The sequence below is a fragment of the Arthrobacter sp. zg-Y1143 genome (assembly GCF_030125565.1).
Taxonomy (GTDB): domain Bacteria; phylum Actinomycetota; class Actinomycetes; order Actinomycetales; family Micrococcaceae; genus Arthrobacter_B.
Genome location: NZ_JASKLW010000012.1, coordinates 113,809 through 136,509, shown reverse-complemented (window position 1 = coordinate 136,509; position 22,701 = coordinate 113,809). Strand labels below are relative to the sequence as shown.

General features: G+C 66.2%; 21 protein-coding genes and 2 tRNA genes. 15 read left to right on the top strand and 8 right to left on the bottom strand.

Features of this window, described 5'->3' with window-relative positions:
- Window positions 1-11: 11 nt before the first annotated feature.
- Window positions 12-581: a TetR/AcrR family transcriptional regulator gene (locus tag QNN98_RS13890; RefSeq protein ID WP_227913217.1), complete on the bottom strand. Its 570-nt coding sequence runs from the start codon at window positions 579-581 to the stop codon at window positions 12-14.
- Window positions 582-678: 97 nt separating this feature from the next.
- Between QNN98_RS13890 and QNN98_RS13885 the strand changes: the two genes are divergently transcribed.
- The 3 genes from QNN98_RS13885 to QNN98_RS13875 all read left to right on the top strand — a co-directional run bounded on the left by QNN98_RS13885 (window position 679) and on the right by QNN98_RS13875 (window position 4,263).
- Window positions 679-1,521 carry an alpha/beta fold hydrolase gene (locus QNN98_RS13885; RefSeq protein ID WP_283997908.1) on the top strand — a complete coding sequence of 281 codons (843 nt, stop codon included), beginning with the start codon at window positions 679-681 and terminating at the stop codon, window positions 1,519-1,521.
- A gap of 127 nt (window positions 1,522-1,648) precedes the next feature.
- Window positions 1,649-2,689 carry a nitroreductase family protein gene (locus tag QNN98_RS13880; protein ID WP_283997907.1) on the top strand — a complete coding sequence of 347 codons (1,041 nt, stop codon included), beginning with the start codon at window positions 1,649-1,651 and terminating at the stop codon, window positions 2,687-2,689.
- The gene (locus tag QNN98_RS13875) at window positions 2,686-4,263 is read left to right on the top strand and encodes a phenylacetate--CoA ligase family protein (protein ID WP_283997906.1); all 1,578 of its coding nucleotides are present in this window, start codon (window positions 2,686-2,688) and stop codon (window positions 4,261-4,263) included. The genes QNN98_RS13880 and QNN98_RS13875 overlap by 4 nt, the downstream gene beginning before the upstream one ends.
- A gap of 18 nt (window positions 4,264-4,281) precedes the next feature.
- Here QNN98_RS13875 and QNN98_RS13870 read toward each other — a convergent pair whose 3' ends face one another.
- Complete coding sequence (locus QNN98_RS13870; protein WP_283998018.1) at window positions 4,282-6,432, bottom strand: RecQ family ATP-dependent DNA helicase; 2,151 nt, start codon at window positions 6,430-6,432, stop codon at window positions 4,282-4,284.
- A 160-nt stretch (window positions 6,433-6,592) separates the two neighbouring features.
- Here QNN98_RS13870 and QNN98_RS13865 point away from each other — a divergent pair, with 160 nt between their 5' ends.
- Entirely contained in the window at window positions 6,593-7,999 is a 1,407-nt protein-coding gene (locus QNN98_RS13865) for a phosphomannomutase/phosphoglucomutase (protein WP_283997905.1), read from the top strand.
- Window positions 8,000-8,003: 4 nt separating this feature from the next.
- Window positions 8,004-8,456 (top strand): hypothetical protein, encoded by a 453-nt coding sequence (locus tag QNN98_RS13860; RefSeq protein WP_227913207.1) that lies wholly within the window; start codon window positions 8,004-8,006, stop codon window positions 8,454-8,456.
- 102 nt (window positions 8,457-8,558) lie between these two features.
- Here the strand turns inward: QNN98_RS13860 and QNN98_RS13855 are convergent, their stop codons facing one another.
- Window positions 8,559-10,442: a phosphoenolpyruvate carboxykinase (GTP) gene (locus QNN98_RS13855; RefSeq protein WP_283997904.1), complete on the bottom strand. Its 1,884-nt coding sequence runs from the start codon at window positions 10,440-10,442 to the stop codon at window positions 8,559-8,561.
- Window positions 10,443-10,773: 331 nt separating this feature from the next.
- Between QNN98_RS13855 and QNN98_RS13850 the strand changes: the two genes are divergently transcribed.
- From QNN98_RS13850 to QNN98_RS13835, 4 genes are all read left to right on the top strand, one after another.
- Window positions 10,774-10,849 (top strand) — tRNA-Arg (locus QNN98_RS13850).
- A 126-nt stretch (window positions 10,850-10,975) separates the two neighbouring features.
- Entirely contained in the window at window positions 10,976-12,397 is a 1,422-nt protein-coding gene (locus tag QNN98_RS13845; RefSeq protein ID WP_283997903.1) for a dihydrolipoyl dehydrogenase family protein, read from the top strand.
- A 152-nt stretch (window positions 12,398-12,549) separates the two neighbouring features.
- Window positions 12,550-13,200 carry a heme ABC exporter ATP-binding protein CcmA gene (locus QNN98_RS13840; RefSeq protein WP_283997902.1) on the top strand — a complete coding sequence of 217 codons (651 nt, stop codon included), beginning with the start codon at window positions 12,550-12,552 and terminating at the stop codon, window positions 13,198-13,200.
- Complete coding sequence (locus QNN98_RS13835; protein ID WP_283997901.1) at window positions 13,197-15,272, top strand: YhgE/Pip family protein; 2,076 nt, start codon at window positions 13,197-13,199, stop codon at window positions 15,270-15,272. The genes QNN98_RS13840 and QNN98_RS13835 overlap by 4 nt, the downstream gene beginning before the upstream one ends.
- 31 nt (window positions 15,273-15,303) lie before the next feature.
- Here QNN98_RS13835 and QNN98_RS13830 read toward each other — a convergent pair whose 3' ends face one another.
- From QNN98_RS13830 to upp, 3 genes are all read right to left on the bottom strand, one after another.
- A complete protein-coding gene (locus QNN98_RS13830; RefSeq protein WP_229960277.1) occupies window positions 15,304-15,828 on the bottom strand; it encodes a SixA phosphatase family protein in 525 nt (174 codons plus the stop codon).
- An 83-nt stretch (window positions 15,829-15,911) separates the two neighbouring features.
- Window positions 15,912-16,781, bottom strand: a complete 870-nt coding sequence (locus QNN98_RS13825; RefSeq protein ID WP_283997899.1) for a winged helix-turn-helix domain-containing protein — start codon at window positions 16,779-16,781, stop codon at window positions 15,912-15,914.
- Window positions 16,782-17,332: 551 nt separating this feature from the next.
- The gene (gene upp / locus QNN98_RS13820) at window positions 17,333-17,965 is read right to left on the bottom strand and encodes a uracil phosphoribosyltransferase (RefSeq protein WP_227913130.1); all 633 of its coding nucleotides are present in this window, start codon (window positions 17,963-17,965) and stop codon (window positions 17,333-17,335) included.
- A gap of 88 nt (window positions 17,966-18,053) precedes the next feature.
- Between upp and tadA the strand changes: the two genes are divergently transcribed.
- The 4 genes from tadA (at window position 18,054) to QNN98_RS13800 (ending at window position 19,685) form a co-directional block, all read left to right on the top strand.
- Window positions 18,054-18,524 (top strand): tRNA adenosine(34) deaminase TadA, encoded by a 471-nt coding sequence (tadA, locus tag QNN98_RS13815; protein ID WP_227913129.1) that lies wholly within the window; start codon window positions 18,054-18,056, stop codon window positions 18,522-18,524.
- A gap of 75 nt (window positions 18,525-18,599) precedes the next feature.
- A complete protein-coding gene (locus QNN98_RS13810; protein ID WP_227913128.1) occupies window positions 18,600-19,085 on the top strand; it encodes a pyridoxamine 5'-phosphate oxidase family protein in 486 nt (161 codons plus the stop codon).
- A 74-nt stretch (window positions 19,086-19,159) separates the two neighbouring features.
- Window positions 19,160-19,249: transfer RNA gene (locus tag QNN98_RS13805), tRNA-Ser, on the top strand.
- A 121-nt stretch (window positions 19,250-19,370) separates the two neighbouring features.
- Entirely contained in the window at window positions 19,371-19,685 is a 315-nt protein-coding gene (locus tag QNN98_RS13800) for a hypothetical protein (protein WP_283997895.1), read from the top strand.
- A 114-nt stretch (window positions 19,686-19,799) separates the two neighbouring features.
- Here QNN98_RS13800 and QNN98_RS13795 read toward each other — a convergent pair whose 3' ends face one another.
- Window positions 19,800-20,681, bottom strand: coding sequence for a manganese catalase (locus QNN98_RS13795; RefSeq protein WP_227927102.1), 882 nt, complete (start codon window positions 20,679-20,681; stop codon window positions 19,800-19,802).
- Between the two features lie 153 nt (window positions 20,682-20,834).
- Between QNN98_RS13795 and QNN98_RS13790 the strand changes: the two genes are divergently transcribed.
- A complete protein-coding gene (locus tag QNN98_RS13790) occupies window positions 20,835-21,149 on the top strand; it encodes a hypothetical protein (protein WP_283997893.1) in 315 nt (104 codons plus the stop codon).
- A gap of 27 nt (window positions 21,150-21,176) precedes the next feature.
- Here QNN98_RS13790 and QNN98_RS13785 read toward each other — a convergent pair whose 3' ends face one another.
- Complete coding sequence (locus tag QNN98_RS13785; RefSeq protein WP_283997891.1) at window positions 21,177-22,043, bottom strand: patatin-like phospholipase family protein; 867 nt, start codon at window positions 22,041-22,043, stop codon at window positions 21,177-21,179.
- 155 nt (window positions 22,044-22,198) lie between these two features.
- On the opposite strand from QNN98_RS13785, the gene QNN98_RS13780 reads away from it, so the two are divergent.
- Window positions 22,199-22,654: a 23S rRNA (pseudouridine(1915)-N(3))-methyltransferase RlmH gene (locus QNN98_RS13780; protein WP_227913123.1), complete on the top strand. Its 456-nt coding sequence runs from the start codon at window positions 22,199-22,201 to the stop codon at window positions 22,652-22,654.
- Window positions 22,655-22,701 lie beyond the last annotated feature (47 nt).

The following is a 22,701-nucleotide window of genomic DNA, read 5'->3' as shown; positions in this document are numbered from 1 at the left end:
GAGCGGAACAGTCAGGCGGCAGGCCGCAGGGCGGCGTCGATCAGGACTTCCGCGGCGGCACGGGCCTGCACCGCGGCTGCGGAATCCCCCGCTATGGCAGCCGTGCTCTGGGCCCCTTCGGCCAGGATCGCCAGCTGTGCCCCCAGGGTTTCCGTGGCGCCGAGGTCCCGGGCCAGGCCGGCCATGTACCGCTGGAAGGATTGCTTGTGTTCCCGTGCGAGTGCGGCCACGGCAGGATTGGTCCCGCCCAGTTCACCGAAGGCGTTGATGAACGCGCAGCCGCGGAAATTCCCGGTACAGAACCAGTCCTGCAGGTAGTCGTAGACGGCCAGCAGCCGCTCTCTCGGGGCCTCCCCTGCCACGGCTACGCGTGCCTCAACCGCTGATTCCCATTCCTCGTGTTTACGCCGGAGCACTGCGGAAATAATGTCGTCCTTCGACGGATACAGGGAGTACAGCCGCCGTAGTGAAACGCCCGCGGCAGTACGCAGCTCGTCCATCCCGACGGCAGCGAATCCCTTGCGGTAGTACAGGTCATCGGCTGCCGAAAGGACGCGCTCCGCAATGTCTTCGTTCGTCATATCTCCAGTCTACTTGACGCGAGAACGAACGTTCTCTATTGTCTAGTTCACACCGTGAGAACGATCGTTCTCGCGGTACCGAAAAGAGGAGTCCATCATGGGTTACATCGCCGCAGGCACCGAGAACAGCACCACCACCCACCTCTACTACGAAGACCAGGGCACAGGCCAGCCGGTTGTGCTGATCCACGGTTACCCGCTGGACGGCTCCAGCTGGGAGCGCCAGACCCGCGAACTGCTCGCCGCCGGCTACCGCGTCATCACCTACGACCGCCGTGGCTTCGGCCAGTCCAGCAAGGCCGGCTCGGGCTACGACTACGACACGTTCGCAGCTGATCTGAATACCGTGCTGGAAACCCTGGACCTAAACGATGTGATTCTTGTCGGGTTCTCCATGGGCACCGGCGAACTCGCGCGCTATGTCTCCCGGCACGGGTCCGAGCGCATCGCCAAGCTTGCCTTCCTCGCCTCCCTCGAACCGTTCCTGGTGGCCCGGGAGGACAATTCCGAAGGTGTCCCGCAGGAAGTCTTCGACGGGATTGAAGCAGCCGCCCGGGCAGACCGCTTCGCTTGGTACACCAACTTCTTCTCCGACTTCTACAACCTGGAGGAGAACCTGGGCAGCCGGATCAGCCAGGAGGCCGTCACCGCCAGCTGGAACGTGGCCACCCGCAGCGCACCGGTTGCCGCCTACGCGGTAGTGCCCACCTGGATCGAAGACTTCCGCGCCGACGTCGACGCCGTCCGCGAGAGCGGCAAGCCCGTGCTGATCCTGCACGGCACGGCGGACAACATCCTCCCGATCGACGCCACTGCCCGCCGGTTCCGCAAGCTGGTGCCGGAAGCGGACTACGTGGAGATCGACGGCGCACCACACGGCCTGCTGTGGACCCACGCTGCCGAGGTCAACGAGGCACTGCTGGGCTTCGCCGGCAAGTAGCGCAGCGCCAAACCCGGCTCTGACCGGCGGCGGCAGCGGGACGCGTCTGCGGCCCGCTGCCGCCGTTTTGGCCGAACCGCCCACCGAATAAAGCACGGCATGGGGCAGCTCACAGTATGGTGTGGGCATGTTCGCATCCGATGCATGGGGGGCCATCATTGAGGACGCCCACCGATATCCGTCACCGCACAACTCACAGCCGATGAAGATCCAGCTGCGCAGCCCGACCGAGGCCACGGTCTACTACGACCTGGACCTGGGGCTGCCCGCGGAGTCCTTTGGCATACCGTTCGGCCATGTATGCGCAGGGGTTTTCCTGGAATCTGTCCGTGTGTGCGCGCGGGTCCGCGGATATGACGTCCGTGAAGACCTCCACCACAATGACATGGACTTCGGGGCCGCGGACCGGCTTCACCTCATCGGTGACCTCACCCTGGTGCCGCGGCCTCCCGACGCGGAGGATGTGGCCTCCTTCGAGGCCTTCCAGGCACGGCAGACCTCCCGCCGGCCGTATGACAACACCGTGGTGGCACCCGCCGCTGTCGAGGAGGCCGAGGCCACGGCACGCCGGCACGGGCAGGAATTCCGCAGCACCAGCGACGCCGCCCTCGTCCGCAAGGTGGTGCACATCAACCAAGCCACCCTGTTCGACGATCTGCGCAAAGACGCCGTGCACCGCGAAATCCTCACGTGGCTGCGTTTCTCCCGCGCCGAAGCCCGGGAGAGCGGTGACGGCCTCAGTGCGGAAACCATGCTGATGCCCGGGCCGGTGCTGCGTTTCGCCATGCACCACCGGGGCCTGTGGGAAGCACCGGTGATCGGGGCGCTCATCCGCCGGATCTACCTGAACACCATGCGGGGCGTGCGCCAGCTGGGCTGGTTGGAGGGGCCCTTCAACGGACCCGCCGACTACGTGGCGGCGGGGCGCACGTTTATGCAGATCTGGCTGGGTTTCACCCGCCGGAATGTATACCTGCATCCGTTCGGCACCGTTATCACCAACCCTCGCTCGCACACCGAGTTCGTACAAGCTGCAGGAGCAACCGAGGGTAACGGGCGGATGGCCTGGATGCTCTTCCGGTTTGGCCACAGCACCCCGCCACCCCCGGCGCACCGGCGCCCTGCTTCTGCCATGATCGTTGACCCCGTCCAGGAGCTGCATCCGTGAAAAAGCTGTTGATCTTCTCCTTTGTTGCCTTGCAGGAACGCTTTGTGCGCCTCTTTATGCCTCGGGTTGCCACCCACAAGCTGCTCCTGCTGCCCGGAATCGAATCGTTCCGCTGGACCATGGGCCGCTGGCGGGCGTGGCGCACCTTTGAACTGGCGGCCCGCAAGGTTCCCGCTTACCGGGAGTTCCTGGCCAAGCAGGACTTCCCGGGCCGGCTCACCGGCAACGGCAAGGTCTGCGACGAGTTCGCGCAGATCCCGGAAATGGATAAGGACAGCTACATCCGCCCGTGGACCACCGCCGAGCGCTGCATCGGCGGCAAACTCCCCCGCCGCGGCGTGGTGGTTGACGAATCCTCGGGCAGCTCAGGGGTGCCCACCAGCTGGGTCCGGGGTCCCGACGAGCGCGAGGCCACCCGGCAGCTGCTGCAGCTGGGCTTTGCCCGGACCGCCGCCGAGCTGGACAAGCAGCCCTTCGTGCTCAATGCGTTCTCCCTGGGTGCGTGGGCCACCGGCATGAACGTCACCTCGTCGCTGACCGACGTCACGATGATCAAGTCGATCGGTCCGGACAAGGACAAGATCATTCAGACCATGCGGGAGTTCGGCCCGGGTTTCACCTACATCATCCTCAGTTACCCGCCCTTCCTGAAGGCCCTATTCGAGGACCCCCGGCTGGACTGGCAGGACTACGACATAGTTGCCGCCTTTGGCGGTGAAGGCATCAGCGAGAACATGCGCGCCCACATTAACCGCTACACGCACGGTGCCTTTGGTTCCTACGGGGCGTCCGACCTGGAGATCAACCTGGCCATTGAAACGGACTTTTCCGTGGCGCTGCGCCAGGCCGTGGCCCGGCATCCGGAACTGGCCGCGCGCATCACCAAGCAGCACGAGTACGGCGTCCTGCCGATGATCTTCCAGTTCAACCCGTACGGCTATTTGATCGAGACCAACGACGCCGGGGAACTGCTGGTGACGATTGCCCGGCGGGAGAACATCAACCCCCGGATCCGCTACAACATCCATGACCGCGGCCATGTGATGCGGGTGCGGGACCTGTTGCCGGTGCTGCGCGAGTACGGCCTCCACGACGTGCTGCGCGAGCAGCTGCTGGACCTGCCACTGCTTTTCCACTACGGCCGTTCGGACCTGTCGGTGGACTTCAACGGGGCCGTGGTGGCCCCTGATGCCCTGCGGGACGTCATCTACAACGAGCCGGCGCTGCTCGACGCCGTGGAAAACCACCGGCTCATCAGTTATGAGGACGACGGCGGCAACCGCCAGCTGCACATTGCGCTGCAGCTGACCGAACAGGCAACCGCATCCGGGGCGCTCGACACGGAGCGGTTCCGTCCGCACGTGCTCGCCGAGCTGCGCCGGATGAACGGGGACTTCAACAACGCCATCCGCACCTCCCCCGCTTCATCCCTGCCCACGGTGGCCTTCTACGACTTCCGGACCGGCCCCTTCACCGCCGACGGGCGCAAGCTCAAGAACGAGTACGTATGGCAGCTGGACGGGGATGAAGCCACGCAGTGGGACCTGGATCTGTCCTACGCGGCGCAGCCCTAGCCGATTCCCGCAACCCGCCTAGGCCTTCAGCGCCAGCACAAAGGGCAGCACGGATTCAGCCCCGGCCTCGCGGAGCACCCGGCCCGCTTCGGTCAGGGTCCAGCGGCTGTCCGCAAAATCGTCCACCAGCAGCACCGGTCCCGGGTTGGCCGCGAACCAGGCTGCGCCCTCGGGCGGAACAGCAAACTGGTCCCAGACCGCGGCCAGCCGGAAGGCACTGTTGCCGCCGGGGCCGCCCGTGGGCCCGCCGTGCGGGGCCAGCAGCGCGCCCAGATACGGGATCCGGCCCAGCTCGGACAGGCCGCGGGCCAGGGAGTCCACCAGCTGCGGGTGGGACCGGGACGGAACACTGACTATGGCCACGGGCCGCTGCTCCCAGCCCCACTGCGCCAGCACCTGCACGCAGCCGTTGACCAGGGCGGGATCGGCCGGGGCATCCTCGACGCCGGGAGCGAAGATCTCCCGCAGCCGTCCGCCCCAGCCCAGATCCGTGAGGCGGGCCAGCGCGCGGCCGGAGGACACCGCCTGTGCGGGTTTGATCTTGCCCTTGACCGGCACCCCCAGCCGGTCCATGCCGGAGGGGTACATGCCGCGCGGATCCACTTCCACGCCCACTTTGCTCAGCGCGCTGCCGGCGTTCTCGGTGGCCTCGGCAGCGACGTCGTCGGCGAACCAGCGCCCGGCGCAGTTGTCGCAGCGCCCGCACGGCGCCGCTGCCGGATCGTCCAGCTGTTCGGAGAGGAACTGCATGCGGCAGCCGGCGGTGCTTTCATAATCGAGCATGGCCTGCTGCTCGCGTACCCGGGCGGCGGCAATGCGTTCGTAGCGTTCGCGGTCGTAATGCCAGGGCTGGCCGGTGCCCCGCCAGCCGCCGGACACCTTCTCCACGGCGCCGTCCACGGCCAGGACCTTCAGCAGCAGCTCGAGCGGCGAGCGCTTAAGGTTCACCCGGGTCTCCAGCACACCGGTGGAAAGCACCGTGCCGCCGGCCAGCTCGGCGAGCACCGCGCTGGCGGGTCCTTCCGCGGGCATGGAGGAGGTGGCGAAGTACTGCCAGATGTCGCGGTCCTCAGCACCGGGCAGCAGCAGCACGTCGGCATTGGGGGTGCCGCGGCCGGCACGTCCCACTTGCTGGTAGTAGGCCACCGGGGAGGACGGGGCGCCCAGGTGCAGGACAAACCCCAGGTCCGGTTTGTCAAAGCCCATGCCCAGCGCACTGGTGGCCACCAGCGCCTTGACCCGGTTCTCCTTCAGGGCCGCTTCGGCTTCCTCCCGGTCCGCCGGATCGGTCCGCCCGGTGTAGGCCAGGACCGGGTGGCCGGCCTTCTGCAGCAGCCTGGCGGTGTCTTCAGCGGCGGAGACGGTCAGGGCGTAGATGATGCCGCTGCCGGGCAGGTCGTCAAGGTGGGTGAGCAGCCAGCCCAGCCGGGAGCGGGCATTGGGCAGCCGCAGTACCCCCAGCCGCAGGCTTTTCCGCGCCAGCGGACCGCGGATGGTGAACACGTCTTCGCCGCCGGAGGCCAGCTGCTCCTCGATGTCCTTCACCACGCGGCTGTTGGCGGTGGCCGTGGTGGCCAGGACCGGCACGGAGGAGGGCAGCTGCTCAATTAGGCTGCGGATCCGGCGGTAGTCCGGGCGGAAGTCGTGGCCCCAGTCGGAAATGCAGTGCGCTTCGTCGATCACCAGCAGCCCCGAGCGGCGGATCAGTTCGGGCAGGTGCTGTTCCCGGAACCCGGGGTTGTTCAGCCGTTCCGGGGAGACCAGCAGCACATCCACCTGATCGGCTTCCAGCTTGGCGGAAATGTCCTGCCACTCCAGCTGGTTCGCGGAGTTGATGGCCTCGGCGCGCACCCCGGCACGGGCCGCGGCTGCCACCTGGTCCCGCATCAGGGCCAGCAGCGGGGACACAATCAGCGTTGGTCCGGCCCCGCGGGCGCGCAGCAGCAGGCTGGCCACAAAGTAAACGGCGGATTTGCCCCAGCCGGTGCGCTGGACCACCAGGGCCCTACGGCCGCCGGACACCAGCGCTTCGATGGCTTCGAACTGGTCCTGGTGGAACTGCGCGGAATCATTGCCCACCAGCGCGCGCAGCAACTCCACGGCCTCCGCGTGCAGTGCGGAGGATTCCGGGGCACGGTCCTGCGCCCCGTCCTGCGCCGAGTCCTGCATCGAGTCCTGTGCCGTATTCTGTTCCGACTTGAAGGGGGTGCCGTGCGTATCCGTGCGTTCCATACCTTCCACTATCCCAGCCCCGTCTGACTGTTTTCTGCACAGGAATCGGCTTGTGGACAAGACCGCCGCGTCGGGCGCCCCCTATAGACTGGCCCACGTGAACAATGCATTCGACCTCTCCGCGTCCTTCAAGGCCTACGACGTCCGCGGCGTCGTAGGCGAGACCATCACTGAACAGATCGTCGAGGCCGTAGGGGCCGCGTTTGTTGACGTTCAGGGCCTGGCCGGGCAGACGGTCCTGGTAGGCGGTGACATGCGTCCGTCGTCGCCGGAGTTCATCCGCGACTTTGCCCGCGGGGCCACCGCGCGCGGCGCCAACGTGCTGCTGCTGGACCTCATCTCCACCGATGAGCTGTACTACGCCTGCGGTGTGCTGAACGCCGCCGGCGTGACCTTCACGGCCAGCCACAACCCGGCCCAGTACAACGGCATCAAGATGGCCAAGGCCGGAGCGGTACCCATCTCCTCGGAAACCGGACTGAAGGACATCCAGGCGCTCGCTGAGAAGTACCTGAATGACGGCGCCATTCCCGCCGGGGCGCAGACCGGGCAGATCTCGGTCCGCGACGTGCTGGCCGACTACGCCGGCTACCTGCGCAACCTGGTGGATCTCTCCGGCATCCGCCCGCTGAAAGTAGTGGTGGACGCCGGCAACGGCATGGCCGGCATGACCACCCCCGCCGTGCTGGGCAACACCATCCTCCCGGGCCTCCCCTTGGACATCATCCCCCTGTACTTTGAACTGGACGGGTCCTTCCCCAACCACCCGGCCAACCCGCTCGAGCCGGAAAACCTGTGCGACCTGCAGGCCGCCGTCGTCGAACACGGCGCAGACATTGGGCTGGCCTTCGACGGCGACGCCGACCGCTGCTTCGTGATTGATGAGAAGGGCGAGCCGGTCAGCCCCTCCGCCGTCACCGCCCTGGTGGCCCGCCGGGAAATCGCCCGCGCCAAGGCGTCCGGCGAAGAAACCCCGGTGATCATCCACAACCTGATCACCTCCCGCGCCGTTCCGGAGCTGGTGGCGCACGACGGCGGCCGCGCCGTCCGCACCCGGGTGGGCCATTCCTTCATCAAGGCCGTGATGGCCAGCGAAGGGGCGGTCTTCGGCGGGGAGCACTCCGCGCACTACTACTTCCGCGACTTCTACAATGCGGACACCGGCATGCTGGCTGCCATGCACGTCCTGGCCGCCCTGGGCGAGCAGACCCGCGTCCTTTCGGACCTGGCCCGCGAATATGAGCCGTACTTCTCCTCCGGCGAGGTGAACTCCCGGGTCGAAGACGTTCCGGCCGCCGTCGCCCGCGTCCGCGCCGAATACGAGCGCGAGGGCGTCACGGTTGATGCCATGGACGGGCTGACCTTCACTTCCGATGACGGCGCCTGGTGGTTCAACCTGCGCGCCTCCAACACCGAACCCTTCCTGCGGCTGAACGCTGAAGCAGAGGACCTGCCCACCATGGAGCGCGTCCGCGACCACGTACTTGAACTAGTGAGGAAATAAGAACATGGCTGATGTTGAACTGAACGGCAGCGAACCGTCCGCACAGGTCCAGGAGGACCTGAACTCCCTGCTCGGCACCGCGCTGGGCGTCACCCAGGAGCAGCTCGAGGCGCAGGGCGCCTTCCTGCCCGCCGCACTGGTGGTCCAGAACGACGGCGAGCTGCGCATGATCGCCGTCTCGCCGGAAGAAAGCGACGAAGACCTCGATGCCGATGCCATGATCGATGACCTCTACACGGTGCTCACCGAGCAGAAGGGTGAGAACCGTGCCGTGGCCGTGTTCTCCGACATCCACCTGCCGGAGGAAAACACGGACGCCATCCACGTGGTGACCGAGCACTCCGAAGGTGTATGCATTTCGGCCATCCAGACCTACTCCAACGACGGCGACGAGTGGACCTTCAATGAGCCCACCTGGGAATCCGGCGACCGGATTGTCTGGGCTCCCGAAGCCTAGTTAACGGATCCGGATCACGCCGGGTCAAAGCAGCAAAACAAAAGGGTGGCCCCGCCGGTTCCGGCGGGGCCACCCTTTTGCTTTTGGTACTGCTGACCGGTCTCAGGCTGCGGCGAAGCGCTCCTTGAGCTCGTCGAGGCGGTCCTGCAGTTCCTGCGGCAGGGTGGCACCGAAGCGGGCGTACCACTCGTCAATACCGTCCAGTTCGGTGGCCCATTCCTGCGGGTCCACCCGTACGGCCTGCTCCACGTCCTCAGGGGTCATGTCCAGGCCGGTGAGGTCAATCGAGTCCCCGGTGGGCACATAGCCGATGGGGGTTTCGACGGCGCCGGCCGTGCCTTCGAGCCGTTCAATGACCCACTTCAGCACCCGGGCGTTGTCGCCGAAGCCGGGCCAGGCGAACCCTCCGTCGGCGGTGCGGCGGAACCAGTTCACCAGGAAGATCTTGGGCAGCTTCTCCTGGTTGGCCTTGCCGCTGAGCTCAATCCAGTGCCGCAGGTAATCCCCGGCGTCGTACCCCATGAAGGGCAGCATGGCCATGGGGTCGCGCCGGACCACACCCACCGCGCCGGCGGCGGCCGCCGTGGTTTCCGAGGAGAGCGTGGATCCCATGAAGATGCCGCTGGCCCAGTCGCGGGCCTCGGTGACCAGGGGGACGGTGGTCTTGCGCCGGCCGCCGAAGAGAATGGCGGAAACGGGCACGCCGTTGGGCGAGTGGTACTCGTCCGCAAGCATGTCGATCTGGTCAATCGGGGTGCAGAAACGCGAATTCGGGTGCGCGGCGGGGTGCCCGGCATCCGGGGTCCACTCGTTGCCCAGCCAGTCGGTCAGGTGCGCCGGTGCCTCATCCGTCATGCCTTCCCACCACACACCGCCGTCGTCGGTCAGGGCGACGTTGGTGAAAATGGAGTTGCCCTTGGCGATGGCGCGCATGGCGTTGGGGTTGGTGCTCCACCCGGTGCCGGGGGCGACCCCGAACAGGCCGGACTCCGGGTTCACGGCCCGCAGTTCGCCTTCCTTGCCGAACCGCATCCAGGTGATGTCATCGCCCAGGGTTTCGACCTTCCAGCCCTCGATCGTGGGATCCAGGAGGGCCAGGTTGGTCTTGCCGCAGGCCGAGGGGAACGCCGCGGAAACGTAGTAGTCCTTCTGCTCCGGGCTGGTGAGCTTGAGGATGAGCATGTGCTCGGCCAGCCAGCCCTCGTCCCGGGCCATGATCGAGGCAATGCGCAGGGCATAGCATTTCTTGCCCAGCAGCGCGTTGCCGCCGTACCCGGATCCGTAGGACCAGATGGAACGGTCCTCAGGGAAGTGCACAATCCACTTCTCGTCGCTGCACGGCCACGGCACGTCCTGCTCGCCCTCGGCCAGCGGATAGCCCACCGAATGCAGGGCCGGGACAAAGAAAGCGTCCAGTTCCTCCATCTTGCGCAGCACGTCGGTGCCGATGCGCGCCATGATCCGCATGGAGGCCACCACGTAGGCGCTGTCGGTGACTTCGACGCCGAACTTGGGGTCCTCGGCGTCCAGGTGGCCCATCACGAAGGGGACCACGTACATGGTGCGCCCGCGCATGGACCCGGCGAAGAGCCCGTCCAGCTTGGTCCGCATTTCGCCCGGATCCATCCAGTTGTTCGTGAAGCCGGCGTCTTTCCGCTTTTCGGAGCAGATAAAGGTCTGCTCCTCCACCCGTGCCACGTCCTTCGGGTCCGAGAACGCGGCGAACGAGTTCGGGAAGGTCTCAGGGTTGAGCCGGACCAGGGTGCCGGCGTCCACCAGTTCATCGGTCAGGGACCGGTTTTCCTCCTCGGAACCGGTTACCCAGTACACGCGGTCCGGCTGCGTCAGCTCGGCAACTTCGTTCACCCACGCTAGGAGGGCCTGGTGGGTGGTTGGGGCGGCTGCCCCACCCTTTGTGTCCAGCGGCTGGCTGGCAGCGTTTTCGCCGCTCTCATCGAGAACTAGCTGACGCGCGTCATCGCCCATGACTCTTCCCTTCGTTGGGTCAGTGGTGTGTTTTGATGCTAAGTGCGCCGTACCGACCGCTCCGGCGGCAAAGATCTCACCTTTACCGCCGCCGGAAGAGACGGACCCTGAAATCCAAGAGAAATGTGGCTCCCACCCTACTCCAGTGTGACTAACGTCACATAGACCGGTCTAGTGACGCAGCTGACACCTCCTCGAATTGGCGTTGCCCCGGAAAGCCCGCTATAGTTATCTACGGCCAAACAGCCACGAAAGAACTTGAAAGAGTCTTGAAGAACTGAAGAATCACCGGTGAAAATCGGCTCCAGAGGTTTGATAGGATAGTTCTTATGCGTGCGTAGCTCAACGGATAGAGCATCTGACTACGGATCAGAAGGTTGGGGGTTCGAATCCCTTCGCGCGCACCACTCAGACCCGGTCTGATCAAGGAAACTTGATCAGACCGGGTCTTTTGTTTTCCCGGTGCGAATCACGGTGCCTCCCCATACCGCCGCCGGGTTGCCCCTCCCGGCACGTGATGCAAGGCTCAATCCATGACTGAGACCATGCATACAGACGTAGTTGTCATCGGCGCCGGCGCCGTGGGCGAAAACGCGGCCGGCCGCGTTGTTCAAGGCGGGCTGTCCGCCGTCCTCGTGGAGGCGGATCTGGTGGGCGGGGAGTGTTCCTATTGGGCCTGCATGCCATCCAAGGCGCTGCTGCGTCCGGGCACCGCATTGAACGAGGCCCGCTCCCTGGCCGGTTCACGGGAAGCCGTCACCGGCACCCTTGATGCCGCTGCCGTGCTGGCCCGCCGGGATTCCTTCACCTCGCACTGGAACGACGAGGGCCAGGTCGAGTGGGTGCACAGTGCCGGAATCGAGCTGGCGCGGGGCCGCGCCCGCCTTACCGGGCCGCGCGAGGTGGAAGTGGCCGCCACTGACGGCCGGACCCTGCAGATCACCGCCCGGCACGCCGTCGTCCTGGCCACCGGATCCACGCCCACCGCTCCCCCGCTCGACGGCTTGGACGCGGTCGACTATTGGAGCACCCGGGAAGCCACCTCCGCACAGGAAATTCCCGGCCGGCTGGTGGTTATCGGCGGCGGGGTCGCCGGCGTCGAACTGTCGCAGGCCTACGCCCGGCTGGGCTCCACCGTTACACTGCTCGCCCGCGGGCCGCTGCTGAAGTCCTTTCCCGAACCCGCCCGCGCCCTGGTCGAAGAGGGCCTGCGCTCGGCCGGCGTGGATGTCCGCACCTCCACCTCCCCTGCCTCGGTCCGGAAGTCCGACGACGGCGGCGTGGAGGTGACGCTGGAGGACGGCGGCACGGTCAGCGGAGACAGGCTGCTCGTTTCCACCGGACGCCACGCCAACCTGGCGGGGCTGGGACTGGAAGAACTGGGCCTGGATCCGCGGAAACTGGACACCGACGATACCGGCCGGGCCACCGGCGTCGACGGCGACTGGCTGTACGCCGTCGGCGACGCGGCCGGGAAGGTGCTGCTGACCCATCAGGGCAAGTACGAGGCCCGCGCCACCGGTGATGCCATTGTGGCCCGGGCGGGAACGGATGCCGTGAACCCGGCACCGTGGAGCCGCTTTACGGCCACGGCGGATAAGTACGCCGTCCCGCAGGTGGTGTTCACCGATCCGGAGGTGGCCATGGCGGGCCGGACCCTGGAGCAGGCCCGGGCCGACGGCATCAACGCCTCGGAGACATCGCTGGAGATCGCCGTCGCCGGTTCATCCCTCTTTGCCGACGATTACAAGGGCTGGGCGCAGATGGTGGTGGACGAGGACCGCAAGGTGCTGGTGGGAGTGACCTTCGCGGGTCCGGGCGTTTCGGAACTGCTGCACTCGGCCACCATCGCCATTGTCGGGGAAGTGCCGGTGGACCGGCTGTGGCATGCCGTCCCCGCCTACCCGACCATCAGCGAGGTGTGGCTCCGGCTGCTGGAAAAGTACGGCCTCTGACCCGGATGGCTTCGGCTCCGCCGGTGTGGCAAACCTCTCGCCGCCGTCATTTGCACTGACTAGTCAGTTTCACCTAGGTTGGCAGATGCGCCTCTCTGCGTGCCAGGCGCGCGACATCTCGCTACATCCCAGGACAAAGAGGCGAAGACACCATGCTCAGTGCGGAAGACCTATTTATTAAGGGGCGCCATAGTGCGCTCCTGCCGCCGACGTCCCTGCGCCTGGAAGCCGGCGGTTTGCTGCTGATCCAGGGGGATGACCAGTCCACCCGCACCGCACTGGCCCTGGCGCTCTCCGGCAGGATGCGTCCCACCTCCGGCACCGTGGCCTGGGGCCGCAGCGACCGGCTGGAAAACCTGCGCCGGCACGCAGCCCTGGTGGATTCGCCGGAGGTAAACGAACCGGAGCGGCATTTCCGCGTGCGCGACCTGGTGGCTGAGGACCTGGCCCTGATCCCGCGCCGCAGCCGGCCGCACGCCGACGCCGGGGCCTGGCTTGCCGCCGAAGGCCTCGCGGAACTGGGCCCGCTGTGGATCGAGGAACTGGAACCGGCGGCCCGGCTGGACCTGCTGGTCCGGCTGGCGCTGGCGGACTTCGCCGTCGAACTGCTGGTTTTTGATTCCCCGGACCGCCACCTGGCGGATCCGTACGTTTGGCTGCCCATCCTCACGGACAGTGTGGCGTCCGCTGAACGGCTGGTTACCGCCGTCGCTGTCCTGGCGCAGATTCCTGCAGACTGGACCGGACCGGCAGCCTCCGCCGGCGCATCGGCCGGCGCCACCGCCCAGGAGGTGTCCGCGTGACCGTCTTCCGCCTCGCCCTGAGCGAGCTTAAACGCATGACCGGCGGCATCCTGCCGAAGCTGGCCATCCTCGCCCTGTCCCTGGTGCCCCTGCTGTACGGCGCCATTTACCTGTATGCGAACTGGGACCCGTACGGGAACCTGGACGGCATCAAGGCCGCCCTGGTGGTGGACGACGACGGTGCCGACACCACTGACGGGCGCTTGGAGGTCGGTGCCACCGTGCAGGAGAACCTGCTGGAGGACGGCACCTTCGACTGGGAGATCGTGGACAGTGCCGACGCCGCCGAGACCGGGGTCCGGGACGGCACCTACGAATTTGCGCTGACCATCCCGGAGGATTTTTCCGCGAACCTTGCCTCTGCGTCGGATCTCGGGAACGCCCGCCAGGCCAGCCTGCATGTGACCACCAATGACGCGAACAACTACCTGCTGAGCAGCATCGTGGACAAACTCACGGGCTCCGTGCACGACAGCGTGGCGGCCGAAGTGGGCGAGGAGACGGCCAACCAGCTGCTCACCGGGTTCAGCACCGTACACACGCAGCTGGAGAAGGCCGCCGACGGCGCGGGGCAGCTGGCCGACGGCGCGGGCTCAGCGGATTCCGGCGCGGCGGAGCTGAAGTCCGGCCTGGACACTCTCTCCACCGGGGCGCATTCGCTGGTGTCCGGCCAGGAGCAGCTGGCAACCGGCGCCAACAGCCTGGCCACGGGCGCCACCCAGCTTTCCGGCGGAGCGAATGAGCTGTCCACGGGTGCGGGGCAGCTGTCCAGCGGACTGGGCCAGCTCTCCTCCTCCACGGCTGCGCTGCCGCAGCAGACCCGGCAGCTGGCTGACGGGGCGAGGCAGGTTGCAGATGCAACGGCCGGCCTGAACAGCAAAATCACCGCAGCCACGCAGGCCGCGCAGCAGAACGTCACGGACAGCGTGACCCGGCTGGTGGCCAGCGGCGTGCTCACTCCCGCACAGGCCGCCGCACTCCAGCAGGAGCTGGCCGGCGCGCAGACCGGAACCGCCGGCCAAGACCAGCTGGCACAGCTGCAGACGCTGGCCACGGGCGCTGAGCACGTCGCTGCCGGCGCAGAGCAACTGGCCGCCAACGCGCAGCCGCTGACCGACGGCATCAGCGCCGCCAACACCGGCGCCGCCAAGCTTTCCACCGGAGCGTCGGATCTGGCCGCCGGTGCGGACAAGCTCGCTGCGGGTGCCGGTGACCTGGGAGCCGGCGAACAGCAGGCCCTGGACGGTTCCCGGCAGCTGGCCGACGGCGCGGACTCCGCTGCCGCAGGCGCCGGCACCCTGAAGGACGGGCTCACCCAGCTGAAGGACGGCTCCGCGGAGCTGGCCCAGCAGCTCGATGAGGGCGCCGGAAATGTGCCCAACCCCAGCGACGAGGAACGCGCCAACGCTTCCTCGGTGATTGCCGATCCGCTAACGGTCAGCACCGTGGACCAGGCCGAAGCGGGCACCTACGGCGCCGGCCTCGCCCCGTACTTCCTGACCCTGGCCATGTGGGTGGGCATCTTTATGCTCGCCCAGGCCATGCGGCCCATCAGCCGCCGCGCCCTGGCATCCAACGCTCCGGCGTGGAAGATAGCCCTGGGCGGCTGGCTGCCGTTCCTGGTGGTCTCCCTGGTCCAGGCCACCCTGCTGTACGCGGTGGTGCGGTTCGGCCTCGGACTCGACCCGGCGCACCCGGTCCTGGCGTGGGTACTGCTGCTGATGGCCGCCATGGCATTCTCGGCCCTGATCCAGGGCATCGTGGCGCTGCTGGGTTCAGTGGGCAAGTTCGTGGTGCTGATCCTGCTGGTGCTGCAGCTGGTCTCCTCCGGCGGCACCTTCCCCTGGCAGACCATTCCCGCCCCGCTGCACGTGGCCCACGACCTGCTGCCGATGGGTTACATGGTGAACGGCCTGCGTCAGCTGCTGTACGGCGGGGAACTGGCCCAGGTCACCTCGGTGGCGGCGGGGCTGCTGGCTTACACCGCCGTCGGGCTCCTGCTGTCCCTGCTGGCGGCGCGCAAGCACCGGCTGTGGACGCTGAAGACGCTGCAGCCGGAAATCGACATCTAGCCTCGCCGGCACCTAGGTGCCGCGTGCTGCCTCAGGCGCGCGGCACCACAAAGTCGGTGATCCGCGCGTCTCGGCCGTCCAGCTCCGCCCAGGGCAGCGCGGTTTCCATCACGGTGAGGCCCGACGTCGGATAGCGGGTGGCCATCTCCATGACGGCCTCTTCATCCGAGTCGGCCGAGGCAAGGCGCATGGCCAGGTCCTGGACGCCGGGCAGGTGGGCGATTACCAGCAGGCTGGTTACCGTTTCCGGCACGTGGTTGATCAGGCTGAGGATCCGCTCGGGGCTGGCGTCATAGAGCCGGTCCTCGAGTTTTGCGGTGGGTGCCTTGTCCCCGAGTTCCTTGCACACCCAGGTGCAGGTCTGCCGTGCCCGCAGTGCGGAGGAGCAGAGAATGAAGTCCGGGATGCTGCCGTGCTCGCGCATCCACACGCCGGCCAGCGGTGCGTCCCGGTGCCCCCGGCCGGAGAGCGGACGCTCGTGGTCTGCGACGTCGCGGGGCCAGTCGGCCTTGGCATGGCGCAGGAGCTGGAGTTTCTTGAGGTGGTGGCCGGTCATTAATTCAGCTTAGCCGCGGACGGAATGAACGCGTTCCGTCCGCGGCTGCGGTTGTCACTTCGGGGCTGCGGGCCCGCCGCTGGCTAGATGCTGTATTCCGGTGCAGCCCAGACAACAACCTCGGGGTGCTCGTAGAAGCGGTACCCCTGTCCGCGCACGGTGCGCACGGTGTTGGCCAGGCGGCCCAGTTTGGAGCGCAGGCGGCGGATATGGACGTCGATGGTGCGCTCGTTGGGCACCTCTTCGGCGTTGCGCCACAGTCCGGCCAGCAGCTCTTCGCGGCCGACGGTCCGGCTGGCGTTTTCCACCAGGTAGTTCAGCAGCTCGAATTCCTTGAACGTCAGGTTCAGGGTGTCGCCGTCCAGGTGCACTTCGCGGCGGGACAGGTCGATCAGGACGCCGGAGGGCCGGGTCGCTGCCGGAACCGGCGGCGCCGGGGTGGGCTGCTGGACGGGCTGGCGGCGGGCGACCGTGGGGTCTCCCAGTGCCTGGCGGACCACCTCGATGTCCGTGCCGGTGGCACCGGCCGGTGCGAGGGCGACGGCGGCGTGGCTCTGTGCGCCGGGCACCAGGGTCTGGACGTGTGACCGGATTTCGGCGGCCAGCTTGCTCAGCGAGGTGCCGTTGGCTGCGGCGGTTTCCTCATCAAGGCCAACATAGATAACGAATCCGCGGGCCGTGGTGTCATTGCTGACCGCCTGGGGTCCGGGAATGCCGTTGGGAGTGACCACCGGGGTGGGGGCGGTGACGGGGTTGGCGTCCTGGCCGGTGACGGCGCGCAGCGGACGCGCTGCGGCACTGCTGGACGGCTGGACACCGTAGGACTGGTTCCCGAACGGCTGTGCACCGTAGGAGCGGGGGAAACCGCCGGAGGCGGAGCGCTGGGAACCTGATCCGGCGCGGTTCTGCGCGGCGCGCAGGGAGATGTGGACGTAACCGGATGCTACTGACATGTGGGACCTACTCATCGTGAATCGCCGTCATCACGGCTCGAAAGCGGGGGGTGTGCCCGGTCGAGATGGCGGCTATTATGCCCAATGCTTGGGCCTGAGTCTTACCTGAGGATGGGGGTGGTTCCAGAGGTATGCATTCGACAACAGCACGTCTCCTGCGTAGCGCGGGCGCCACCGGGGAAGACTGCGACTGGTGCTGCCGTGTTGGTGTTCACGCTTCGGATTATTGCATGTAACAAAGGGTAGCGCGCAAGTAACAATGCCACTCTTGTCTCACATAGTGGACAGATTGCGTAGTTTTGTGACGCACTTCACATAAAGACACAATGAATAGCTATGCATAAATATGCATAAGACCTAAGCGGATTCCGCACGTAGACGATGAGACCGATGACTAGTTTCCACATGAAGGAGCAAAAAAGCGCCCGCCCCCGAACCGTAGGTCAGGGAGCAGGCGCCATCAAACTGAAAGTGTTTGTCCACATAATGGACGGAGATTGCAGGGCCGGCCAGGAGTGGCCGTCCCGTCCCGGATAACCCGGGACGGCAGGTTAGACGACGCCGTAGAGGCGGTCGCCGGCGTCGCCCAGGCCGGGAACAATGTAGGCCTTCTCATCGAGTCGCTCATCGATGGAGGCCAGCACCACGGTGACGTTGGCGTCCTGGAGTTCCTCCTGAAGCACGGAGAGTCCCTCCGGGGCGGCCAGCAGGCAGATGCAGATCACTTCTGCGGCACCGCGGTTGAACATGAACTTGATCGCTTCGCGCAGGGTGCCGCCGGTGGCCAGCATCGGATCCAGCACGTAGACCTGGCGGCCGGTGAGGTCATCCGGCAGCCGCTCGGCGTACGTGATGGCTTCGAGGGTCTCTTCGTTGCGGGCCATGCCGAGGAAACCAACCTCGGCGGTGGGCACCAGACGGGTCATGCCTTCGAGCATGCCCAGTCCGGCACGCAGGATCGGCACCACCAGCGGGGTGGGCTTAACCAGTCCGGTGCCGATGGCGGAGGTGACAGGGGTCTCGATGGGGACCGGCTCCACGCGGACGGTCCGGGTGGCTTCATAGGCCAGCAGGGTAACCAGTTCTTCGGTCAGCTGACGGAAGATCGGAGACGGGGTGTCCTTGTCGCGGAGAACGGTGAGTTTGTGGGCAACGAGGGGGTGATCCACTACAAGTACGCGCATACTTCAAAACTACCATTCCGGCCCTGCCCTTACCGCGTTGCCCTTACCGCGTTCGCCCGCAGGTGCGCGGATGCGGGACGATGGAAGCATGGAGTCCCTTTCCCGCAGGCACGAGGCCTGGATGGATCTTGCCCTGGACCAGGCCCGGCTGGCACTGGACACTTCGGACGTGCCGATCGGCGCCGTCGTACTGGGGCCGGACGGCGAGGTGCTGGGCACCGGGCGCAACGAACGCGAGGCGACCGGGGACCCGACGGCGCACGCGGAGGTCCTGGCCATCCGCGACGCCGCGGCGAAGGTGGGCGAGTGGCGGCTGGCCGGCTGCACCCTGGTGGTGACCCTTGAGCCGTGTGCCATGTGCGCCGGGGCGATTGTCCTGGCCCGGGTGCCGAAGGTGGTCTTCGGGGCCTGGGATGAGAAGGCGGGGGCGTCCGGTTCCGTGTTCGACATCCTGCGCGAACGTCGCCTGAATCACTGGGTGGAGGTCTTCCCGGGCGTCCGCGAGGAGGAAGCGGCGCGGCTGCTGCGGGACTTCTTCGGCTCCAAGCGAAACGTCTGAGCCGCCGTTCCGTCTGCCTGCGTTTATACGTAGGCTTACTAAATCCGGAACGCGACAAGCAAAGGAGTTTCCGCAATGGCATCAGAGCAGGACGGACGAGACATTGTTGTCAGCATCCTCGAGAAGGCCAAGATCGCCACGGTGACCACCGTGGACCTGCAGGGAAACTTGGTCAGCCGGCCGCTGCAGCTGCAGGAGGCGGACAAGGACGGGAACCTGTGGTTCTTCACCCCGGACCCCTCCCCCAAGGCTGACGAAGTCCGGGCGAATCCTCATGTGAACGTAGCCATCCAGGATTCCAAGGGCTTCCTGTCCATCAGCGGAACCGCCACCATGACCAGGGACGTGGAGAAGATCGACGAACTCTGGAAAACCTCGGTGGAGGGCTGGTTCGAAAAGGGCCGCGAGGATCCGGCGGTGGCGCTGCTGAAGGTGGATTCCCACACGGCCGAATATTGGGCCTCGGACGAACCGAAGATCGCCAGCATGTTCAAGATCGGCAAGGCTGCGGTGACCGGCGGGACGCCCAACGTCGGCAAGAACGACGTCGTCGACCTCTAGTTCCGGCGGCTTCGGCGGCGGCGGCAGGGCCGCTTTTGGGTGTTGGGCCTCTAACCCGGTAAGGTTGACGCGTTGGTGACGTGTCCGAGCGGCCGAAGGTGCAACACTCGAAATGTTGTTTGGTGTAAAAGCCAACGTGGGTTCAAATCCCACCGTCACCGCCAATGAAAACCCCGTAGATCTTCGGATCTACGGGGTTTTCTTTTTATCTGGACCGGCTCGACTCAGAAGCTGTGCGCCTAATACTCCTTGTCCGGGGTCAAGAAGCTCGCTAGCCTCGGCCAGGTGAAGCCTCAGAGCACCGCAGCCCGGCCTTCCCGCCACACCATCAGCAGGTTTATCAGGGTGGTCCTGATCGGCGGCGTGATCCTTCTGGCTGGTGGGGTGATTGCCGCAGCCGGCGCACGTATGGACCCTGCACCGCTCGCGGCCCTGACCGGCGGCGCGGTCTGTGTTGCGGGGATCTCGGGAATTGTGTTTCAGGGTATGGGCAGGTGGGACCGCGATCCCGGGTACTTGCTCACACGGAAGACACTTGCCACCACCTTCATTCTCAGCGCTTCCGGAATGGCGCTGTTGTTCTGGTCAAGCATCCTCTGACATCGACCCTATCGCGGGTTCGATAAGCGCGCAGAAAGGCCCGGATACCGGCGTGGATTCCACGCCCGGTATCCGGGCCTCTCTGTTGCGGGCAGTTACTCCCGGTTCACAGGCTTACTCGCGGTGGAGCTTGTCCTGGACCGTGCCTGCAACCTTCTCCACTACGTTGGGGATGTCGGTGGTGCCGTAGTAGCGCGCATCCGGGCGGGTGACGTCCGGCATGGGGGCCGTCGTCGTCGGGCCCTCGTGGTAGCTGAACTCGCCCTTGCCGTCCGGGGTGGGGCCGGAAGCCCAGGAGCCCTCGGAGGCGTGCTTGCCGTCGGAGAAGTTCAGGTACTGGTAGGACACTTCGCGCTCTTCCTTCTTGATCGGGAAGTTGCTCGGGACCGGCAGGAGCTCGTAGCCCTCTTCCTGCAGTTCCTTCGCAGCAGCGGTCCACATGTTCTGGTGCATGGTGTCGCGGGCCAGCAGGAAGGAGAGCAGGTCCCGGACGCCCTTGTCATCGGTCATGTGGTAGAGGCGGGCGACGGCGAGGCGTCCCTGCATCTCCGCATTGGCGTTGGACGTGAAGTCGGCCAGCAGGTTGCCGGAAGCAGTCACGTAACCGGCCGTCCACGGGTTGCCGTTGCTGTCCACGGGACGGGCGCCGGCACCGGCCACAATGGCGTGCTGGACATCCATGCCGCCAACAACGGCCGCAATCGTGGGGTCCGACTGGACTGCGTCGTCGGTAATTCCCAGCGGAGCCTTTTCCAGCAGCTGGGCAATCATGATGGCCAGCATCTCGACGTGGCCCATTTCTTCGGCGGCAATGCCGTAAAGAAGATCCCGGTATTTGCCGGGAAGGTGCGAGTTCCAGGACTGGAACCCATACTGCATGGCTACGGTAATTTCACCGTACTGGCCGCCGAGCACTTCCTGGAGCTTGCGTGCGTAGACGGCATCCGGCTTATCCGGTGTGGCCTTGAACTGAAGTTCCTGTTTGTGAAAGAACACTATTCACCTCCGCATATCTGGCCCGCATCGAATGGTCGCCGCTTTGCCGACACCGCGCGCCTGTAGCTAGAACCTAGCCCAGAAGATAACTAATAAGCAAACTTATTATCTCCAAATAAGCACTGATGAGCAGCCGCCTTTGTAGGATGAAGCATGGACAACAACGGATCACAGCCCACACTCACCCAGCTCCGCAACCGCCAGACCGAGCTGGTGCTGGCCCTGGCTAACGAAACCCGGTCCGACCGGCTGCAGCAGTACAGCGACGAACTCGAGTTCCTGGTTAAGCACATCCAGGAACGCGAGGAAGCCGAAGCGGCCGGAACCGCCACAGCACCCCAGCAGACCGCTCCTGCCGAAGAGCGCGCAGCAGAAGCGCAGGGCGCAGGCGTCGGACAGCGGGAAGACGGCGTCGTGATCGAGCCCGGTTCGAATCTGGCGGACGACGTCGCCCGCGACAACCGCTAAGCGGCCCGCCGTCCGGTACGCCGGCCGTTAGCCCTCCCAGAACCGCCGGACGTCGTCGGCGATCTCCTTTGCCTGCCGCCGGCCGGCGGCCAGGGAGGGCTTGCGTGTCGAATCAAGAAGCATGTTGGTGCCGAAGGCCTGCAGGGCCTGCGCATCCGCTTCGATCAGGAACGACGCACCTTCCTTATTAATGGTTTTCAATGCCTGCGGCAGCGTCGGTCCGAACGGACTCTGCGGCGCCTCGAGCCCGCAGGAAATCACCAGGACCTTCCCATGCCCGGCCGCGACGTCGGCGTTGGTCCCCGAACGCATCCCGCCGTCCATATAGACGTGGCCGTTGATGTGCACCGGCGGCCACACAGTAGGCACCGTGCAGCTGGCCGTCACCGCCAGGCCCAGATCCACGCCGGAGCTGCCGTCAAAGACCTTGAACCGGCCGTCCTCTGCGTCCACGGCGGTGACGCCCAGGGCCTTTTCCGGCCACACCGGATACGGAACCAGCATCCGGATGCTGTTCACCCAGGCTTCCTCGGTCAGCTGGGTATCGGCCTTCAGCGCCAGCTGCCCCAGCCGGGCCCGGGCCGCTTTTTCCCCGCCGCCGCCCATCCCGGCCGCGCCCATGATGTTCATGAACCGTTCGCCGTCGAACGAGTCCGGCTCCTGGTAGTCCGGCGCACTGGCCCCGTCCTCCGCGGTTTCCTGCGCTGCCACGGCGGCCGGCACCTGACCGAACCGCAGCGCGGTGCCCACCACGGAACCGGCGGAGGTTCCCACCACCAAGTCCGCCTCATTCAGATCCACCCCCAGGTCCAGCAGCTCCGCCAGCAATCCGATTTCCCAGGCAATACCGGCCACTCCGCCGCCGCCCAGCACCACAGCACGCGTTGAACGCATGGTTGTTCCTCCTTGGCTTCCGCCGTTAGAGACAAGCCGGAGAGGTCCGGCCTTTCCTTGTTGGGCAGTGTAAGCCCGATCTTCCGTCGCCGGGACATACCGGCGGTTGGTTGTACGGTTCGCTCCGGGGCAGGGTTCCGGGCTTGAATGGTTCCATGGCATTGAGAGTTTTGATGGTGGGCCGCAAGCACGAGGACTGGGTGGTTGACGGGATCCGCCGGTATGAAAAGCGGCTGAAGAAGCCCTTTGACCTGACCTGGGTGCCCATTCCGCATTCCGCCCGGGAAGGGGACGCCGCCCGCAAGGAAGAGTCCGAGCGGCTGCTGGGCAAGGTTGGTTCGGACTACGTGGTCCTGCTGGATGAACGCGGCAAGGCCATCACGTCCCCTGCCTTGGCAAAGACCCTGCAGAAACCGCTGGATTCCTCCCGCAACGTCACCCTGATCATCGGCGGGGCGTACGGCGTGGACCAGAGCGTGCATGACCGGGCCGACTTTGTGTGGTCCCTCTCCCCGCTGGTCTTCCCGCACCAGCTGGTCCGGCTGATCCTGGCCGAACAGGTGTACCGGGCCCAGGAGATTGCCGGCGGCCGCCCCTATCACCACGAGTAGGCTCTCCCTCCCTGCACCGGATGGCCCAACCGAGCCGGTCAACCGCG

Bases quoted from the DNA above. Each gene is read 5' to 3' on its own strand.
- QNN98_RS13870 (WP_283998018.1), bottom strand. From the start codon at position 6,432: ATGCAGGACTCGGCGCAGGACGGGGCGCAGGACCGTGCCCCGGAATCC.
- QNN98_RS13825 (WP_283997899.1), bottom strand. From the start codon at position 16,781: ATGTCAGTAGCATCCGGTTACGTCCACATCTCCCTGCGCGCCGCGCAG.
- QNN98_RS13790 (WP_283997893.1), top strand. From the start codon at position 20,835: ATGGACAACAACGGATCACAGCCCACACTCACCCAGCTCCGCAACCGC.
- QNN98_RS13860 (WP_227913207.1), top strand. From the start codon at position 8,004: ATGGCTGATGTTGAACTGAACGGCAGCGAACCGTCCGCACAGGTCCAG.
- QNN98_RS13780 (WP_227913123.1), top strand. From the start codon at position 22,199: ATGGCATTGAGAGTTTTGATGGTGGGCCGCAAGCACGAGGACTGGGTG.
- QNN98_RS13830 (WP_229960277.1), bottom strand. From the start codon at position 15,828: ATGACCGGCCACCACCTCAAGAAACTCCAGCTCCTGCGCCATGCCAAG.
- QNN98_RS13810 (WP_227913128.1), top strand. From the start codon at position 18,600: ATGGCATCAGAGCAGGACGGACGAGACATTGTTGTCAGCATCCTCGAG.
- QNN98_RS13880 (WP_283997907.1), top strand. From the start codon at position 1,649: ATGTTCGCATCCGATGCATGGGGGGCCATCATTGAGGACGCCCACCGA.
- QNN98_RS13840 (WP_283997902.1), top strand. From the start codon at position 12,550: ATGCTCAGTGCGGAAGACCTATTTATTAAGGGGCGCCATAGTGCGCTC.
- QNN98_RS13855 (WP_283997904.1), bottom strand. From the start codon at position 10,442: ATGGGCGATGACGCGCGTCAGCTAGTTCTCGATGAGAGCGGCGAAAAC.
- QNN98_RS13890 (WP_227913217.1), bottom strand. From the start codon at position 581: ATGACGAACGAAGACATTGCGGAGCGCGTCCTTTCGGCAGCCGATGAC.
- upp (WP_227913130.1), bottom strand. From the start codon at position 17,965: ATGCGCGTACTTGTAGTGGATCACCCCCTCGTTGCCCACAAACTCACC.
- QNN98_RS13845 (WP_283997903.1), top strand. From the start codon at position 10,976: ATGACTGAGACCATGCATACAGACGTAGTTGTCATCGGCGCCGGCGCC.
- QNN98_RS13885 (WP_283997908.1), top strand. From the start codon at position 679: ATGGGTTACATCGCCGCAGGCACCGAGAACAGCACCACCACCCACCTC.
- tadA (WP_227913129.1), top strand. From the start codon at position 18,054: ATGGAGTCCCTTTCCCGCAGGCACGAGGCCTGGATGGATCTTGCCCTG.
- QNN98_RS13785 (WP_283997891.1), bottom strand. From the start codon at position 22,043: ATGCGTTCAACGCGTGCTGTGGTGCTGGGCGGCGGCGGAGTGGCCGGT.